Here is a 17,377-nt window from a genome sequence, read left to right as displayed (position 1 = left end):
CCGGCAGGACAGAGGGGGGCGCGAAGGATCGCTACCGAGTAGCTGGGTCCCTTCACTCCGCCAGCGTCTTCAAGAACGCCACCAGCGCCGCGCGCTCGCGGTCAGAAAGCTGCAGCGGGTGGATCTCGGATACACCCTCGACGCTGGCAGGCGCCTTCGAATAATGCGCCACAACCTCCTCGATCGAGGAAAACTGCCCGGCATGCATATAGGGCGGACGGGTGGCGGCGCCGCGCAGCGACGGCGTCTTGTAGGCGCGCACGAGTTCCGGCCCGGCCTTGACCATGAAGCGCAGCTCGCCGCAGGCGCCGGCGTCGCCATCGCGAAACGCGCCGAAACAGTTGAACGGATCGGCCTCGACTTGGCGTACCGCGTCTATGCGGCCGCGATCCGGCGGCAGGTTCGCCACCGACGGCACGCCGGTGTTGTGAAAACCGCCGTCCGTAAAACGCGGCCCGTTATGGCAGGTCACGCAATTGGCCTTGCCGATGAACAGTTTTAGCCCGAGGATTTCTTCGGGCGACAAGGCGTCGTCGCCTGGCAGTGCCTGTATACCGGTATCCAAAGCGGCGGCGAACCGGTCGAAGCGCGTCTGCGGCGGCGCGACCGATCGCTCGAAGGCGGCGATCGCCTTGCCGATATTGGCGAAGACGCGGTTGACGTCCTCGGCTTGCGCACCGGACATTGCATTCCAGGCAGCCTTCTCGGCATCGCCGCCGAGCGGACTGGCATTGGCCGGCACATTTGAAAGGTCGGGCAGCGGCCCGAAGATGCGCTCGTAGCGCTCGCCGAATCGCGCCTTGATATAATGCGCGTAGGCGGCGCGGTTGCCAGCCTGCTCCAGGGGATTTTCCAGCGGCGCCAGCGCCTGCGCCCAAAGACTGTCGCGCCGCCCGTCCCAGAAGAACCATGCGTCATGCGCAACGCCGGCCAGCGGCATGGTGCGTCGGTTGGTGCGGCCGACACCGACCGCTCGCGGCAGATCGTCCTGGAACTGCCGGTCGATCTTGTGGCAGGTCGAGCAGGAAACCTTGCCGTCGCCGCTCATCCCGGCGTCGAAAAACAGCGTCGCGCCGAGCGCGGCGGCGGCCGGCACGTCGGCGAAGCGGTTGGTGGTGTCGGCTTTCAGCGGCGGCAGGGCTGACAGCGCCAGCGAGGCGATGGTCTTCTTTTCGGCATCGGAAAACTCAGGCTTGCCGCAGCCGGCAAGCACAGCCATCGCCAGCAGCGCGAAAAGTCGCGGAAAGCGGTTCATCTTGCTCCAGCGCTCAGAGCAACACATTGAAGACCACCGTGTCGGATCCGGCCGCCGCGGAAATGGCGAAATGCAGTTGCCACAATCCGCTCATTGTGAATTTCACCCCGCCGATGCGATAGCGGCCGTCGCCCAGATAATCGGTCGCATGCGGGCTGGTTGGCAGACCGTGCCTGTGCTGCGGCATGCCGCCGGATATCGAGATCGCAGCGCCCTCCACCGGGGTGCCCGCATTTGTCTTCAGGGTCAGCAGCCAGGATTGCAGCTCGCCTTGACGGACAACGCCCCGCTCCGGCTCGAAACTGGCTATAAACAGGCCGTTCGCCGTCTCTTTCGAACGGGCAATCTCGGAGCCGGCGAGCCGAGGCGCTTGCGGCGCGGTCAGATAGACGGCGGCGAGAATGCCGGCCAGCAAGGCAGCCAGACCAACACCTGCCAGAACGTAGCGCCATAACGATGCCAAACCGGTTCCTCTTCCAGAAATAACGTCTTACTGAGCGGATCGCGTCCCGCCGCGCCGCTGAGAAAACGCCGCCGGCGCAAAATCCGCTGCCGCCAAGCATGGCGCTGGCGCCCGCAAAAAGCTACAGCACCGGTCTTTGGTTTTGTGCATGTCGTTATCCCAAAACCGCCGCGCAAGCTGTGGGCGACATGCACCAGGAGAGATACATGGCAGGAAACGGCGTCGCATCGATCGGTGAATGCATGCTCGAGCTTTCAGGCCAGGCCGGGCCGAACTGGCGCATGGGCTTTGCCGGCGACACATTCAACACGCTGTGGGCGCTGCATGCGCTGAGCGGTGACCGGCCGGCGACCTATGTGTCGGCCTTCGGCGACGACCCGTTCTCGCGCGACCAGATCGATTTCTTCGCGCAAAACGGCATCGGCATCGGCGCCAGCCCGATTATACCAGGCGCCCGGCCTGGCCTTTATGCAATCACGCTGACCGGCGCCGAACGCTCCTTCACCTACTGGCGCGGCGACGCCGCCGCGAGGCAGCTTGCCTCCGACGCGGCCGCTTTGGCGAAAAGCCTTGAAAATCAGGCGCTTGTTTACTTTTCCGGAATCACTTTGGCAATTCTGGACGACGCCGCGCGCAAGACACTTTTGGCGGCGGTGGCCAAGGCGCGCGCCGCCGGCTCGCTTGTCGCCTTCGATCCCAATTATCGGCCGCGGCTGTGGCGCCGGCGCGAGGATGCACAGAGCGCGATCCTCGATGCGCTGGCAGTCACTGACATCGCGCTGCCGACCTTTCCCGACGAGCAGATGCTGTTCGGCGACGCAGCGCCGGAGAAAACCGCGGAACGGCTGCAAAAGCTGGTCGGCGAAGTCGTCGTCAAGAACGGTGAGGAACCGGCGCTGATCGCCACAAGCGGGACCCTGCAACCCGTTCCGGCCGTGCATGTCGCCGCCCCGGTCGACACCACCGGCGCCGGCGATTCCTTCAATGGCGCCTATCTCGCCGCCCGGCTTGCCGGCCATGCCCCGACCGAGGCGGTGCTGCGCGCGCATCGCGTCGCCGCGGCCGTCGTCCAAGTGCGCGGCGCGCTGGCGCCATTCGAGACGTTAAGCGCAGCGTTCGAAGATTAAACGCAATCGGACTGGCTGCCGCCAACCGCCACAAGCTTGCAGCCCGGGCGGTCGTTATCCGCGCTTTTCGATGACGCCGTAGAGGACGTTGCGGTTCTCGCCAAAGAACACCTGCGCCTCGACGGTGTTTCGGTCGACGCTGGCATTGATGATGTTCCACATATCGGCCTCCGACCGCAGCAGCAACACCCAGTTCATGAACGTCTCCCGGTAGCCGGCGTCAGGGTTGCCCTCGGCGTAGTTCGCGAAGAGGAATGTCCCGTTCGGCTTCAACATCTGCAGGCAGGTTTTCGTGAGCTTCACGGCGACGTTGTGCGCAAGGTAGTCGTAAAGGCCGGAGGCATAGATGAAGTCGAACTTGCCAAGCTTGTGGCCTCTCGTGAGCATGGTTCGCACCGAGCCGTCGATGGCCTCTACCGCAGTGCCCTGAAAGTCGCGCGTGATCAATCCAACGCTCTGAGGATCCTGATCGAGCGCAACCCAGCGCTTGAGACGGCCCTCCTGTAAGGCGGCCGAGCGATTGGCCTCCCTTAAATGGCCGGCCGCAATCGCCAGGACCTCGGTTTGAGGTCCATTCCTGGTCGCAATCTCATCGACATATCGGGTCAAAAGATCGCGTCGTTCGCGTGCCGCGACGCACGACGGCACATCCTTGGTATGCCTGTAGAGCGCCTTGCCGACCTCCGAGGCGTTTGCCACGCTCTCCGCCACGTGCGGATCACAATAGATGTAGTCGAGCAACTGTGCGTCGCCGGAATAACCTCTGGGCTTGTCGTGGGACCACCGCGTGAGCGGATCCTCAAGAAAGTACTCCAGGACCGGGTGGTTGCGCACCACCGGTATCAATGCTTGCCAAACGTCCGGATGAACCTTGATACGCATTGCTTCGAGATGCGACATCAGACGGCGAATGACCTCCGCGGGGTCCTTCTGCTGCTCGATCTGCTGGTGCGTGATGTGGAGAATGAGTGCAAGCTCGACGCGGGCGGTTTCGAACGCTTCGCTATGAGGCTCGAGCTTTCTTCGAGGGAGACTGGCGGCGATCATCTCGGCAGTAATCAGACTTTTGCCATCGAGGATTGTTGCCACCGCAGAACTCCATAATCAGATTTAACTAGATATAGTTAGATATTGCCTAAAATTTTATCTTTGCCAAGACACATGTCAGGCATTTTAGCAGTGTCGTTAAATTCCCGCGAACCATGCTTGGTTTTTTGGACGCCTTGCGGGCCGGATTCCCGATACGAGTTAACGCAAACCTATCTGCGCGACTGCATATTGCTTGCGAGGCGCCGCAATTCGCTGTCGCGCCCGAGGAGTCGGCCGGCGTGGGGGGAGAAGCTAGAAATGAGTTCGGCATACAAAGCCCCGTTCAAATGGGGCCTAGGGTGACGAACGAATACGCGTCATCCGCATTGGCCGATATGGCCCATGCGGAACCGCTTGAGCGGCGCTACGAGCCGCGCTACGACGAGCTCCGCAAACTCTACCGGGAGGAAGGCCAGGCGAAGCGAAGAATGGACGCCAGGCCTGGGCTTTGGATCGCCGTTGCCATCTATCTGCTGTTTTCGGCAACGGATCTGCTGCTGATACCGGATGTCGCGCTCTATACGATCATGGCACGCTTCGCGGTCGGAGCGACGGCGCTGTTGACCCTGGAAGCACAACTTCGCCGCGGGGTCGCCACGGAATGGATTGACGTGACTTGCGCTGCGGCCATCATCTTTGGCTATATCGGTTGGTTGTCCCCAGCGGTGTTTGGCACGGACAAGGAAAGCGTCTCTTATTATATGGTCTTCGGCACCATCTTTATGATGAGCGCCAATCTATTTTTCACGTTTAAATTCAGCATGTCTATAGTGACTTCAAGTATAATACTGGTGATACTGTATATTGTAAACTACTTTGTGCCTTCCACATTGACATACAAAATGGTCTTTGGAACTTTCTACATCTCATGCTTCACATTCACATCCTACGTAAACTGGAAGCTGAACGAGGAACGTTACAACGTCTTCCTCAACGCCCTCGAAGCCAAAATCCAGCACAAGGAAGCCACCGAGCGCGGCCAGGCGCTGTTGAGTCTGTCGAGAACCGATCCGCTTACGGGTCTGGAGAACCGGCGGGCGATTGACGAGAAGCTGCGCGACTACTGGAGCGACTGGCAAAGGCATGGCAGCGTTTTCGTGGCGATCCTCATCGACGTGGACTTCTTCAAAAGGTTCAACGACTACTACGGACATCAGGAAGGCGACCGCTGCCTGATACTCGTCGCCAATGCCCTTGCCGAGATGATCAAGCAGCACAATGGCTCAATCGGCCGCTACGGCGGGGAAGAATTCATCGTCCTGGCTCGCATGGAGAAAAGGGAACAGGTTGCAGGTCTTGCGGAAGCCATTCGAAGCACGGTGGAGAACCTCGCGCTTCCCCACCAGCAGCGCAGGGACGGCACCTCGGTGGTGACAGTGAGCGTTGGCGCTGCCTTCACCAGGCCGCAGACCGGCGCCAAGCTGGAAAAGATCATCCACGAGGCCGATCGTGCGCTCTATCTGGCAAAAGCAGGCGGTCGCAATTGTACCTGGCTGTTCGATCCAAACGATCCCCAGAGCAGCGACGAGAGCGAGAATATTGCGGCCTTGCTGAAGATCGCGATCGGCCAGGATCTCGTTTCACTCGTCTATCAGCCGATCCAGAATGTGGCGTCTGGCCGGGTTGAAGCCGTCGAGGCTCTGATGCGCCTCAAAATGCTGGACGGCACATCGGTTCCGCCGAGCCTGTTCATTCCTGTTGCGGAACGAACCGGCGCGGTGCTGGAACTCGGGCGCTGGGCCATAAGGACAGTGTGCACTGAACTCCTGGCGGACGATCACGTCCGTGTCGTCAGCGTCAACGTCTCTCCAATTCAGCTCAAGACGCCCGGCTTCGCAGCTTCGGTTGCGACGATTTTGAGCGAGACCGGCATCGCCGGCAGCAGGCTGGCCCTCGAAATCACCGAAGGGCTGGAGATGGAGATGCACTCCGACATTCTGCGCTGCATCAGCGACCTGAAGCTGTTGGGGGTCAGGGTATGGCTTGACGACTTCGGGACGGGCTTCGCGGGTCTCTCATGGCTTCGTCTCATCGATTTCGATACGGTGAAGATCGACCGCTCGTTCCTGCATGACTGCGGCACCCCAAGGGGCAAGGCGATGCTGCAGGACATTATTGCCCTGGTGCGAAATCGCGGCCATAAAATCCTGGTCGAGGGGGTGGAAACCGACGAGCAGCTGGCCCTTATCCGCGACTTCGACATCGATAAGATCCAGGGCTTTCACGTCGGCCGACCTGCTCCCGCCGCGAATTTCCGCACGAAACCGGCCACCTACAAACGCACATTGTCGATCGTCAAGTCGGCATGAATGGCGGCGGAGCGATCTGAGCCCTGCAAGCGATCGTCGCCGCTTCCAGCGGCTTTGTCCCAGCCGAATGCGTGCATCCAATTGCTGGGGTCTCTCCTATCGAAGCCGCTCCCGATAGCTGTCGCCCAAATACCGCAGCTCGACATCGGCGAGGCGGAACCGAGCGAGAAGGACAGGGCGACTATCCCGACCGGGAGATCGACTGCCAGGAGACGATGGAGCCAAGCTTTCAGGCGATCGTCGACTGCATGCTGGGAGCAGGCTGGACGCGGGGAGATCAGCTGTTCGCCGGTTGCGCCGCCGCCGCGAACTGGCCGAACTACTGGCGATCATCGCCATCGTTTCGCGCGGCGATCCAAGGAAATCCGGAAACAGATCAAGCAGCTGTTGGCGGGACTAGGGTCAAAACTCAATCAGCCGGTGATCGACAATGGCCGGGATGGAAGGCCGCCCGTCGCTGGACGTTCCCCCACCACAACAGATAGGCGGCCGCCGCGGTCCAGAAGCCAGCGCAACGCACCAAAGGCGGTTATGATCTCACGGTAGACCATTTCCGGAACCTAGCCCGACATCCAATGGAGCCTGCAACAAATCGCCTCCCGTCGGCATCCGTTTGCGGCGGTCATGGTTCACCTGCGACCGAATCTGGACACGGCGCAGAGCCAGGACTACTGTCTACCCAATGAGCAGGTTCGTCCGCATCCTCGCAGTCGTCTTCCTCGCGGCCTTCGCCCTCAGCACGGCGGCGCATGCCGCGGCTTTGACCGACATGTCCCTGACGATGTCGATGGCTGAGATGGACGGCGACATGCCCGACTGCCAGGACTGTCCCGGCGATGACGGCCAGACGTCGGCATGCGGCCAGTTCTGCGTTACCTCGCTTGTCGCGATCTGCACGCCTGCCACGGCCGAGCTGCGACATTTCGCCGGCATCGTATCCTTGCCTCCCGGAGAACCGTCCGACGGCCGCACCGGTCCGCCTGAGCCCTATCCTCCCCGAACCACCTTCCTGAGCTGACACGGCCGCGGCATCCGCTTGCGACCCGACCCGTCGACGCGCCCGGCTACGTCCGCGCGTCACAAGAGCCTATTCCGGGATGGTTGATCAAATGCTCTATCCACGTGTGCCGGCGCTGACGCGTCGAACCTTCCTCGCATCGGCCGCCGCCGTTTCGGCGGGCGTGGTGCTTCCGCCGCAATCCGACGCCGCCCCAGGCCTTCGCGAATTCCGGATCCGCGCCGGACCGGGACGCGCCCAGATCGCGCCAGAGCCGCATGGCGATACCCCCATCTGGTGCTATGACGGCAGCCTGCCCGGTCCGGAAATTCGCATCCGCCAGGGAGAACGCCTGCGGGTCGCGGTCGAGAACAAACTCAACGAAGAGACGACGGTGCACTGGCACGGTTTGCGAGTCCCGAACCCGATGGACGGCGTGCCGCACCTCACGCAGGCGCCGATCGCGCCCGGCGAGACCTTTGCCTACGAGTTCGATGCCGTCGACGCAGGCACCTTCTGGTACCATCCGCACCATCGCAGTTTCGAGCAGGTCGGCAGAGGCCTCTACGGCCCGCTGATCGTGGAGGAAGCCGATCCCATCCGGGTCGACCGCGAAGTCACATGGGTGCTGTCCGACTGGCGGCTGACCAAAACCGCCGAGATGCGGGAAGACTTCGGCAACCGCCATGACATGATGCACAACGGCCGGGTCGGAAACACGGTCACGATCAATGGCCGCGTGCCGGATGTCTTTCAGGTGCGAAAGGGAGAACGCATCCGGCTGCGGCTGATCAACGCCGCCAACGCCCGCATTTTCGGCCTCGACTTCGGGAACCATCAGCCTGCCGTCATTGCGCTGGACGGGCAGCCAGTGGAGCCGCATGCGCCAGAAGGCGGACTGGTCGTGCTGGGGCCCGCGATGCGCGCCGACCTCATCCTCGACATGACGGCTGACGCCGGAAGCCGGGTTTCCGTGATCGACCGCTTCTACGAGGGCCTCGAATACCGCCTGGTCGACCTAGCCTATGCCGGTAATCCGCTCAGGCAGGCGGCTCCCGGCTGGCCTGTCGCCCTCCCGCCCAACCCGCTGCCGGAGCCGGACCTTGCATCGGCCGTCCGGCACGAGGTCACCTTCAACGGCGGCATGATGGGAGCCATGGTCATGCAGGAGATGGGCGGCAGCATGGGCGACACGCGCAAGCATTCCCCCGGCGCCGTTGGCGGCATGATGGGCAGCATGGGCGGCATGATGAACATGATGCACTCCGGCGGCATCTGGTTCATCAACGGCATCGCGGCGGAAGGGCACGTCATGGACCCGATGCTGACGCTTGCGCGGGACAAGAGCCATGCCATCGCGATGACCAACGCGACGGCCTGGCATCATCCGATCCACCTGCACGGCCATTCCTTCCGGGTGATCTCCCGGAACGGCAAGCCGAGCAAGCACCGCGAGTGGCAGGACACGGTGCTCATGTCTCCGCGCGAGCGGGTGGAGATCGCCCTCGTTGCCGACAATCCGGGCGACTGGATGCTCCATTGCCACATACTCGAACACCAGGCCGCCGGGATGATGGGCGTCTTCCGCGTCGCCTGACCAATCCCTCAAAAGGAGAACCGAAAATGCGTACTATCCTGAATGCCGTCGCCCTCGCTTCCTTCGTCTGGGCTGCCGTCCCGGCGCTCGCGGGCGAGAAGGACGTCACCCTCTACAAGAACCCGCAGTGCGGCTGCTGCGAAGGCTATGCCGAGTACCTGCGGGAGAACGGCTTCACCGTCACCAGCAAGGCCACCCACGACCTCGCCGAGATGAGCCGCGAGGCAGGCATCGCGGACGAATTCCAGGGCTGCCACCTGTCATTCGTGGACGGCTACGTCGTCAGCGGCCACGTCCCCGTCGGCACGGTCAAGAAGCTGCTCACGGAGCGGCCCGACATCAAGGGCGTGACGCTGCCCGGCATGCCAATGGGCTCGCCGGGAATGAGCGGCACCAAGGAAGCGCCGTTCGAGATGCTGGAGATCACCAAGTCTGGCAGCGTTGGCGGCGTATACGCGCGGGAATAGGCCTGCAACGAGACGCGGAAAAGGAGCCGACAACGATGGACGGCGGAATGATGGAAGGCATGGGCGGCATGATGCTGGGCATGGGGCTGGGCTGGCTCCTGCTCGTGGCGGTGCTCGTCCTGCCGGGCGCGGCCCTGGTGAAGTACCTGTTCTTCAGCGGCCGCAAATGAGCAGGCAGGCTGTTATCCTTGGCTTCGCGGCGCTCTTGGGAGTTGCCGCCCTCGCCTTGATCTGGTCGTTCGGAGCAAGCGAGGCCGCGGCAATTGCGCGGGGACGGCAGCTCTATTCCGCGAACTGCGCTTCCTGCCACGGGGCCAGCCTCGAAGGCCAACCTGACTGGAAGAGGCAGCTTCCCTCGGGACGCATGCCCGCCCCGCCGCACGATGCGTCCGGGCACACCTGGCACCACCCGGACGGGGTGCTGTTCCGGATCACCAAAGAGGGTCCAGCCGCCGTGGTGGGCAACGGGTACGCTAGCGACATGCCGGGATTCGAGGACATTTTGAGCGACGAGGAGATCCGCGCCGTTCTCGCCTTCATCAAGAGCACATGGCCGGAGCGGGAGCGCGCCTACCAGTCGGAGATGAGCCGCCGCGAGCAGGAAAAGACGCAGTGAAGACGATCCTGTCGGCGCTGACACTTACCGTCGTTGTGGCCGTGGGCAACGCGCACGCGCAGGAACCGACAGTGATGCCGCTGCGCGAGGAGCCGCAGCCCTTGCCCGAGCTCATCCTCGCCGACGAGGCGGGAGAGCCGCAATCTCTCGAAGATTGGCGCGGCAAGATGGTGCTGCTCAACGTCTGGGCGACCTGGTGTGCGCCCTGCCGGGCCGAAATGCCCACGCTCAACCGCCTTCAGGGGCGGCTCGGCGGCGAGGGATTCGATGTCGTCGCCCTTTCGGTGGACCGAGCGGGAGCCGGCGCAGTCCGGAAGTTCTTCGACGAGATCGGGGTCAAGCTCCCCGTCTTCATCGACCAGGACGGGACTGCGATCCGCGCGTTGGGACTGTTCGGCCTGCCAGTCACGCTTCTGATCGGCCCCGACGGAAACGAGCTCGCGCGGCTCGCCGGACCCGCCGAATGGGACACCCCCGAGATGGTTTCCTTCTTCGAAGAGATCATCGTACGAGAACTCGACCAAACCGGAGAACGGAGATGAACAGAAAAACACTTCTCGCCGCGATGGCCGTCACGTCTGTCCTCGCGCTTCCCGCGTTTGCCCATCATCCGGGCGCCGATCTCGACAGGCTTATGGGCAGCGAGAGAAGTATTTCCAGGCGATCGACGCTCCCGCAGCGCCGGGATTCGATCTGGCCGACGACGAGGGCAATCCGGTCCGCCTCTCGGACTTCGCCGACAAGGTCGTTGTACTCAATTTCGTGTTCGCGAGTTGCACCGACGTCTGTCCGCTGCACTCCGACCTGATCGCCCGCGTCCAGGCGATGGTCAACGAAACGCCCATGAAGGACGTGGTGCAGTTCCTGACGGTGACGACAGACCCGAAGTCAGCACGCCCGAGGTCATGAAGGGATGCGGCGAAGCGCACGGGCTCGACCCGCGCAACTGGACCTTCCTGACCACCCGCGAAGGGCAGGCGGAGGATGCGACGGGCAAGCTGTCCGAGCAATACAACGTCCGTTTCGATCCGCTCGAAGGCGGCCAGCAGATGCATGGCTTGGTGACGCACGTGATCGACCGCGGCGGGCGCTTCGCGGCCAAGTTCCACGGCCTCAGGTTCGATCCGCTGAACCTGGTCATGTACGTCAATGGGCTGACGAACAGCGTGAATCGGCCGTGATCAATGGACTTGATCCAGCACTACCGCCGGACGCTCTCCGAGGTTGTCCGGTTGGGGGAACAACGCGGTAACAGCGCAGGGGTCGCTCATGAGCCGCCGCGCCAGCGCCGCTGGGAGCAGGATTCCTGCGTTTCGACGCCGCCGCCGTCGATCTCAGCGGATCAGGTCTGGCTCATTGCTTCGTGCTCGCCTCCCGGAACGCCGCCTCTCCGGCCTCCGACACCTCGGCCCACTTCTTGTCGGCTGCCGGATCCGCGGCGTAGCTGTCGTGCCAGTTCCACCATTTGTAGGCTGGGGTCTGAGGATAGCCTTCGGGCGAGTCCTCCCAGACCTCCTGCCGGCCCAGCGGCGTGATGTCGAGATAGTTCCAGGTGCCGCCCATCTGCTCGTCGCCGCGGTTGTTGATGAAGTAGGTGCGGAACACGCGGTCGCCGTCGCGGATGAACACGTTGTGGCCGTGCCACTCGTCGACGCCGAAATCGGCGTCGAAGCTGTCGGTGAGGGTGAACCATGGTATCTCCCAGCCCATCCGCGCCTTCAACCGCGCAATATCCGCCTGCGGCGCACGCGAGACAAAGACGAGAGTGGTGTCACGGGCGTTCAGATGGGCGAGGTGGGCGACCTGGTCGGCCACCATGGAGCAGCCGCGGCAGGCATGGTCGGGCCAGCCGAACACTCCCGGCTCGAAGAAGGCGCGGTAGACGATCAGCTGACGCCGACCGTCGAACAGGTCGAGCAGGGTCACCTTCCCGTCGGGCCCCTCGAACGCATAATTTTTCTCCACCGCCATCCACGGCATCCGTCGCCGCTCGGCGGCCAGCGCGTCACGGGCGCGGGTCTGGGCCTTTTCCTTCACGAGCAGCTGCGCGTGGGCCGCTTCCCACTCCTGCGGCGACACCACCGGTGGTGTGCGCATGGCAGTCTGTCCGCTTTTCCGTTCGCTCTTGGCTGCTGAAGTCATGGCTTCCTCCTGATCTGGGCGAATTCCCGCGTCGCTGAAGCACGGCTCATTCGCTGCTCATCGCTGGTTGTTGGGCCTAAAATAGTTTGGCACCGGAAAACGACCAGTGGGAGTAACAAGTGTGACGCTATTATCCCCTCGGCGCGTTGAACCGCGTGGCGTGGCGCGACGGTGCTCCCGCCGCATGCCCGGGGCGCTGAGCCATTCAAAATGTTGAGGGCAGCGTTTCGAAGATTGGGCTCAAACTCAATCAGCCTGGCTGCCGCCAATAGGCGAGAACCTTGCTGCTTGAACTGGTCGGCGGGAACTAGCAAAGAGCGCCATAACGGACATCCGACACTGAACGCCAGAGCGGACGTTGACTCTGTTCTCGGCTACATTCCCCACAATCTACCGTCCACCGGGCTCTGTCGAAGACGAACGGTGGAGATCGACTCGCGCCACGGCGTAGGCGTCAAGAGAGATGAATCGGTCATCCAACCGTCTTCCGGGACTTTCCATGAAGTTCGGATCGGCTGCCGCCCGCTCGAACTGTTCGGCAGCAAGAAGAGCAATGCGGGCGCTGATCGGCGTATCCGAAAGCTGCACTGATTGCTTTCTGGCAGTCAGATTCGAGAGCCACAGCGTCGTGCGCCCGGCTTTTTCGGCCGCGATAGCCGCGATGCTGTCAGCTCCGGAAGTTCCCACGGATAGCAGGGTGGCCCCGCTGAGTTTTGATAGGCCTGCCATGACATGGAAAGCGGGATACACCATTCGGCCATCCTGTTGGTCAAACCACGGCTGCACGAAATCGGCCTTTCTGTAGACGTATCCGAACGGGCCGGTGAAGTCGCCGAATGCGACGGCCTCGATTCCCTCGCGCGCGCAGGCCGCGAAATAGCCGACTGTCCAGGCCGCATTGAACAGGCCGCGCTGCCGAGGATCGATGCGGCTCAGACAGACGCGACCGTTCGCTTCATTCGGCGCAGTGGACTTGCCGTAGGGGTTCTCGCGGCAGCCTAGCTGACTGGGACCTATACGCAGAGGCAAGCGGTCGCCCATGAAAGCACGGGTAGAGCGGATCAGATGGGGGATAGCCTGAAGTGTCTCCATCACGGAGACATCATCTGCTGCGTGCACGTTTGGACAGGTAGTGAAGGTTGCGTAGTCGAGCGCTCCGTTTGGCGGACGCTTGCGGTTTAGCTCGGTGAAGTATGCCGCCATGCCGCCGCCCAGCGGGACCCCCGGGAAAGCCCGGCGGGCGGCGGCGTAGTTTTGCTCGAAGGTGGGCATCGCCGGCCACGGTGCTCCCGGCTGCACCGACTTCATGTCCTGCGCCGGAAAGACGGAGACAGCTTCTGGATTGAGGCGAAGGCTTTGGACAGCATCCGCGAGAGGCGCCAATTCACCGAAGGGATCGAGCGTGCCCTTGGTGATGACCTCAAGTACGACGCCAGCGCCGGTCAATTGTGCCAGGGCGGTGTAACTTTCAAGTTCATCCTGGCCGTGCCCGAACCGGAGATCGACTTGGCAGACCATCCACCGCGGAGCCAATCGTCGAATGAACTCGGGGACTTCAAGCGCGTGCTTCGCCTCGTCGGCAGCGACGCCGATGCCAATGCGGGGCACTCGACCGATGGCTCTGCCGATCGTCAGGTTGATGGATGGATTGGGTTTTTTGGAAGACCCGGGAGGGAGCGTTCCCAACAGCTGAAGTCGGACGGCCTGCGTGAATTTCTCGCCTTTCGGCAATCTGTAGGGCCACGGGCGACGCAGGGGACGGACATAGGTTTTGTAGGAGGCGTCGGACCAATTGCGCTGATCCTCCATCTCAAAGGCGTCACCTTCCATGGTGCATGTGGCCCAGATCCCAGGCACGATCTCGTGCGAAAGCGCGCGAATGTCGGTGAACGGACATCTGGGATCGATGTAATCCGGAAAAAGCGAGAGTTTTTCGCGACCGTCCTCGTGCAGCACCTTTACCGGCTTGCCGGCCAAACCCTCGATCGGATGCAGCACGACAAAGCCGGTTCTGTTGGTCAATACGTCAGTTTCGGGCTCTGCCTCCACCACAAACGACAGCGCACCGTCGCTCCCGCCTGCGATCCGCGCCTGGTAGACCAGCCGACCGCACGCACCGGCGCATGTTCCACGGTAGGCGACGCTGAACGCATCCCGCTTTTCATCGATTTGGAGGTCATCGAGAATGGGCGTCTCGGTTCCCCAGTTCTCGTCCCGTACGAGAAATGAGATCCCGCGCAGAACCTCGATCCCGCCGATGCGGACATAGCGTATCGCCCCATTGTCAAACTCGACCGACAAGGGTCCCGCGAGCAGTGTCCGCAACTGCGGATCGACCTGTTCGGTCCCACATAAGCGGATTGCTCGAGATGCTGCCGTGGTCAAATCGCTCTCTCGGTCTTGGCGTCGAAAATCGAGGCCCGGTTCATGTTGATGTCGATCGGCAGCCTCTCGCCGGGACGACTGACGTCGTGCGCCTGCAGTTCCGCCATCACCGGCGCGCCGGCCAGGCGGAAAGTGGCATAGCTGCGCGAGCCGGTCGGCTGCAGCAGGTCGATCGTTGCGTCGTAGCGAAACGTGCCCTGCGCAGGTGTCGCAGCATGAGCGCGCGTCAGATGTTCTGGACGCAGTCCAAGCAGCACCGCCTGTCCGTCAATGGCGCCATTCAGGCTCCTGCCGGGGGCGACCGGAAGCAGCGCCTCGGAGAGCCGGATGGCGGCAGCGCTGCCGTCCAACTTCAGCGTGCCCGGCAGGAAGCTCATGCGCGGCGAACCGAGAAAGCCAGCGACGAAGGTCGAGGCGGGGCGCTCGAACAGGTCGAGCGGCGCGCCCTGCTGCTCGATCATCCCGTCGCGCATCAGCACGATGCGGTCAGCCAGCGTCATCGCTTCGATCTGGTCATGGGTGACGTAGATCATCGTTGTGGCAATGTCCTGGTGAAGGCGCTTGATCTCGCCGCGCATTTCGTCGCGAAGCTGCGCGTCGAGGTTGGACAGCGGCTCGTCGAACAGGAAAATGCGCGGGCTGCGGACGATGGCGCGGCCGATGGCGACACGCTGGCGCTGCCCGCCGGACAATTGGCGCGGAAAGCGCCCGAGCAGCGGGATGATGCCAAGCATGCGCGCCGCCTCGGCGACGCGCGCCTCCACCTCCGATTTCGGCATCTTTCGCGCCTTCAGGCCGAAGCCAATGTTTTTCGCCACGTTCATGTGGGGATAAAGCGCATAGTCCTGGAACACCATCGCCACGTCACGGTCGCGCGGTCGGAAATCGTTGACCACTTCGCCGCCGATCTCGATCGTGCCTTCCGAACTCTCCTCCAGCCCTGCGATGGTCCTCAGCAGCGTACTCTTGCCACAGCCGGATGGGCCGACCAGCACGGTGAACTCGCCGTCGCGAATGTCCAGGTCTATGCCGCGCACGGCATGGAAGGCGCCGTAGCGCTTGTGTAAGCCGGTGATCCTGACTTCGGCCATACCGACCCTTTCTATCCGCGAACAGCGCCGAGCGTGAGCCCGCGCACGAGATGTCGTTGGGCAAGTACTCCCAGCGCGATCGACGGCACGAGGGAGACGATGGCCAGGGCTGCCGCCTCGCCATATTGCGCGCCCTGGAAACCGATGAAGGCGCGAAAAACCGTTGGCAGCGTGAAAGCAGTGCGGCTAGTCAGAATCAGCGCGAAGAAGAACTCCGTCCAGCAGGCGATGAAGGCGAAGACCGCCGCCGCGACGATGCCTGGCGCGGCGAGCGGCACGGCGACGCGCCAGAACGCCTCCCAGCGCGTGCAGCCGTCGACAAGGGCCGCCTCCTCCATCGATTTCGGCATGCCGCGGAAATAAGCGAACATCATCCATACCGACACCGGCAGCGTGAACACTGTATAGGCGATGATCAGGCCGATATGCGTGTCGTAGAGGCCAACGCCGCGGTAGATCAGGAACACCGGCAGCACGATGCCGATGGGCGGCAGGAAGCGCTGCGACAGCACCCAGAACGACAGATGCTGGCCGCCGGTGTTGTAGCGCGCCAGGCTGTAAGCCATCAGCGTGCCGAACAGGGCCGAGAGCACCGTTGCCGACAGCGAGATGATCAGGCTGTTGATCAGCCCGTCGAGGCCGCGATAGGCGAACAGCGCAGCTTCATAGTGGACAAGGGTGGGTGCGGTTGGGAACCAGACCGGCGGCACGGTGAGATAGTCGTCGCTCGGCTTGATCGAGGTGTTGAACATCCAGTAGAGCGGCCACAACACGAAGACCAGGAAGAAGCCGAGCAGCAGGATGCGGCCGACCGGTATCGACCGGCGTTTCGGGCGACGGACAGGCGCGACGGCCGCCATCAGACCGGCTCCGTCTTCAAAAGCCGCCGCACCAGCAGCATTACCACGAGCGCGGTGAAGATCAGGAACAACCAGCTTCCGGCAGTCGCCTGCGACAGATGGAACTGGGTGAAGCCGACGGTGTAGAGATAGTAGGAGGCGGTGTAGGTCCGCGTGCCTGGCCCGCCGCCGGTCATGATGAAAATAGTATCGAACATGCGGATTGCATCGAGCAGCCGAAAGGTCAACGCCAGCAGCATCATTGGCGCAAGATGCGGCAGGGTTATCGCCCAGAACGCTTGCCAGGCATTGACCCCGTCGAGTTCCGCCGCCTCGTAAAGGTTCGGGGGAATGGCGGTAAGCCCGGCGAGCAGGATGACGAACATGAACGGTGTCCACTGCCAAACATCGGCGATAATCAGCGAAACGTAGAGCCATGGCGATTCGGTCATCCAGCCGATCGTCACCTCCTGTCCCAGAAGTTGCGTCAAAATGTAGTTGGTCGGCCCGAAAGGCCGCTGCAGCAGCAGCGTCCAGGCCTGGCCCACGATGACCGGGCTGATGAACAGCGGCACGATCAGGATCGACATGATCACGCCGCGGCCCGGAAAGCTGCGAACCATGGTCAGCGCCACCAGAAGGCCGAGAACGAATTCGATAGCGACGCTGATCCCCGACAGCCACGCTGTCAGCAACAGCGACCAGCGCGCGACGGGATCGAACACGACGCGCTCGAAATTCTTCAATCCGACAAAGGCGTGGCCCGGCACCTGGAAATCATAATTGATGAAAGACACGACCAGCGAGAACAGCAGCGGATAGACCGACAGCGCCAGGATCAGCAGTACTGCGGGCGCCACCAGCAGCCATTTGAAGTGGCGGTCCGCCCATTGTGCGAAGCCCGACAGTCGTGGCGGGGCTCCAGCGGCCTTCAAGCGACTGATGGTTGCGGTATGCTGCATCGATGACATCCCAAAACCTGCCTGGCGGTTGCGAAGAG

At 62.7% G+C, this 17,377-nt stretch carries 18 protein-coding genes; 10 read left to right on the top strand and 8 right to left on the bottom strand.

Translation table 11 applies throughout. The features are described 5' to 3' along the window. Positions 1 to 52: 52 nt before the first annotated feature. Entirely contained in the window at positions 53 to 1,255 is a 1,203-nt protein-coding gene (locus AC0L3H_RS28000; protein ID WP_473494564.1) for a cytochrome-c peroxidase, read from the bottom strand. A gap of 13 nt (positions 1,256 to 1,268) precedes the next feature. Beyond that, entirely contained in the window at positions 1,269 to 1,718 is a 450-nt protein-coding gene (locus AC0L3H_RS27995) for a FixH family protein (RefSeq protein WP_473494563.1), read from the bottom strand. A gap of 206 nt (positions 1,719 to 1,924) precedes the next feature. Between AC0L3H_RS27995 and AC0L3H_RS27990 the strand changes: the two genes are divergently transcribed. Then, entirely contained in the window at positions 1,925 to 2,845 is a 921-nt protein-coding gene (locus AC0L3H_RS27990) for a sugar kinase (RefSeq protein WP_473587623.1), read from the top strand. Positions 2,846 to 2,899: 54 nt separating this feature from the next. On the opposite strand, the gene AC0L3H_RS27985 is transcribed toward AC0L3H_RS27990, so the two are convergent. Next, the gene (locus AC0L3H_RS27985; RefSeq protein WP_473494561.1) at positions 2,900 to 3,934 is read right to left on the bottom strand and encodes a class I SAM-dependent methyltransferase; all 1,035 of its coding nucleotides are present in this window, start codon (positions 3,932 to 3,934) and stop codon (positions 2,900 to 2,902) included. Between the two features lie 335 nt (positions 3,935 to 4,269). On the opposite strand from AC0L3H_RS27985, the gene AC0L3H_RS27980 reads away from it, so the two are divergent. The 9 genes from AC0L3H_RS27980 (at position 4,270) to AC0L3H_RS27940 (ending at position 11,101) form a co-directional block, all read left to right on the top strand. Next, on the top strand, positions 4,270 to 6,243 hold the full coding sequence (locus AC0L3H_RS27980; RefSeq protein WP_473587634.1) for a putative bifunctional diguanylate cyclase/phosphodiesterase: 1,974 nt from the start codon (positions 4,270 to 4,272) through the stop codon (positions 6,241 to 6,243). A gap of 682 nt (positions 6,244 to 6,925) precedes the next feature. Further along, positions 6,926 to 7,261, top strand: a complete 336-nt coding sequence (locus tag AC0L3H_RS27975; protein WP_473494560.1) for a hypothetical protein — start codon at positions 6,926 to 6,928, stop codon at positions 7,259 to 7,261. Positions 7,262 to 7,352: 91 nt separating this feature from the next. After that, positions 7,353 to 8,837, top strand: a complete 1,485-nt coding sequence (locus AC0L3H_RS27970) for a multicopper oxidase family protein (RefSeq protein WP_473587622.1) — start codon at positions 7,353 to 7,355, stop codon at positions 8,835 to 8,837. 26 nt (positions 8,838 to 8,863) lie between these two features. Then, the gene (locus AC0L3H_RS27965; protein WP_023803572.1) at positions 8,864 to 9,304 is read left to right on the top strand and encodes a DUF411 domain-containing protein; all 441 of its coding nucleotides are present in this window, start codon (positions 8,864 to 8,866) and stop codon (positions 9,302 to 9,304) included. Positions 9,305 to 9,339: 35 nt separating this feature from the next. Beyond that, complete coding sequence (locus tag AC0L3H_RS27960; RefSeq protein WP_473587621.1) at positions 9,340 to 9,474, top strand: hypothetical protein; 135 nt, start codon at positions 9,340 to 9,342, stop codon at positions 9,472 to 9,474. Then, positions 9,471 to 9,920 carry a c-type cytochrome gene (locus AC0L3H_RS27955; RefSeq protein ID WP_023803570.1) on the top strand — a complete coding sequence of 150 codons (450 nt, stop codon included), beginning with the start codon at positions 9,471 to 9,473 and terminating at the stop codon, positions 9,918 to 9,920. The genes AC0L3H_RS27960 and AC0L3H_RS27955 overlap by 4 nt, the downstream gene beginning before the upstream one ends. Beyond that, positions 9,917 to 10,462, top strand: coding sequence for a TlpA family protein disulfide reductase (locus tag AC0L3H_RS27950; protein ID WP_473587620.1), 546 nt, complete (start codon positions 9,917 to 9,919; stop codon positions 10,460 to 10,462). Before AC0L3H_RS27955 ends, AC0L3H_RS27950 begins: the two co-directional genes overlap by 4 nt. Before the next feature lie 121 nt (positions 10,463 to 10,583). Beyond that, positions 10,584 to 10,829, top strand: a complete 246-nt coding sequence (locus AC0L3H_RS27945; RefSeq protein WP_473494591.1) for an SCO family protein — start codon at positions 10,584 to 10,586, stop codon at positions 10,827 to 10,829. Continuing rightward, the gene (locus tag AC0L3H_RS27940) at positions 10,826 to 11,101 is read left to right on the top strand and encodes a thioredoxin domain-containing protein (RefSeq protein ID WP_473494555.1); all 276 of its coding nucleotides are present in this window, start codon (positions 10,826 to 10,828) and stop codon (positions 11,099 to 11,101) included. Before AC0L3H_RS27945 ends, AC0L3H_RS27940 begins: the two co-directional genes overlap by 4 nt. 172 nt (positions 11,102 to 11,273) lie before the next feature. Here the strand turns inward: AC0L3H_RS27940 and AC0L3H_RS27935 are convergent, their stop codons facing one another. The 5 genes from AC0L3H_RS27935 to AC0L3H_RS27915 form a co-directional block, all read right to left on the bottom strand. Beyond that, on the bottom strand, positions 11,274 to 12,062 hold the full coding sequence (locus tag AC0L3H_RS27935) for a DUF899 domain-containing protein (protein ID WP_473494554.1): 789 nt from the start codon (positions 12,060 to 12,062) through the stop codon (positions 11,274 to 11,276). Between the two features lie 390 nt (positions 12,063 to 12,452). Then, positions 12,453 to 14,447 (bottom strand): D-apionate lactonase family protein, encoded by a 1,995-nt coding sequence (locus tag AC0L3H_RS27930; RefSeq protein ID WP_473587619.1) that lies wholly within the window; start codon positions 14,445 to 14,447, stop codon positions 12,453 to 12,455. After that, complete coding sequence (locus tag AC0L3H_RS27925) at positions 14,444 to 15,538, bottom strand: ABC transporter ATP-binding protein (RefSeq protein WP_473587618.1); 1,095 nt, start codon at positions 15,536 to 15,538, stop codon at positions 14,444 to 14,446. The genes AC0L3H_RS27930 and AC0L3H_RS27925 overlap by 4 nt, the downstream gene beginning before the upstream one ends. Before the next feature lie 11 nt (positions 15,539 to 15,549). Beyond that, a complete protein-coding gene (locus AC0L3H_RS27920) occupies positions 15,550 to 16,398 on the bottom strand; it encodes a carbohydrate ABC transporter permease (RefSeq protein WP_128246859.1) in 849 nt (282 codons plus the stop codon). After that, positions 16,398 to 17,339 (bottom strand): carbohydrate ABC transporter permease, encoded by a 942-nt coding sequence (locus AC0L3H_RS27915; protein ID WP_254026370.1) that lies wholly within the window; start codon positions 17,337 to 17,339, stop codon positions 16,398 to 16,400. The genes AC0L3H_RS27920 and AC0L3H_RS27915 overlap by 1 nt, the downstream gene beginning before the upstream one ends. Between the last annotated feature and the right edge of the window lie 38 nt (positions 17,340 to 17,377).

This window comes from Mesorhizobium sp. WSM4816 (genome assembly GCF_055811535.1).
The sequence above is the reverse complement of the archived record's forward strand: the minus strand, read 5'-3'. Positions and strand labels throughout refer to the sequence as shown.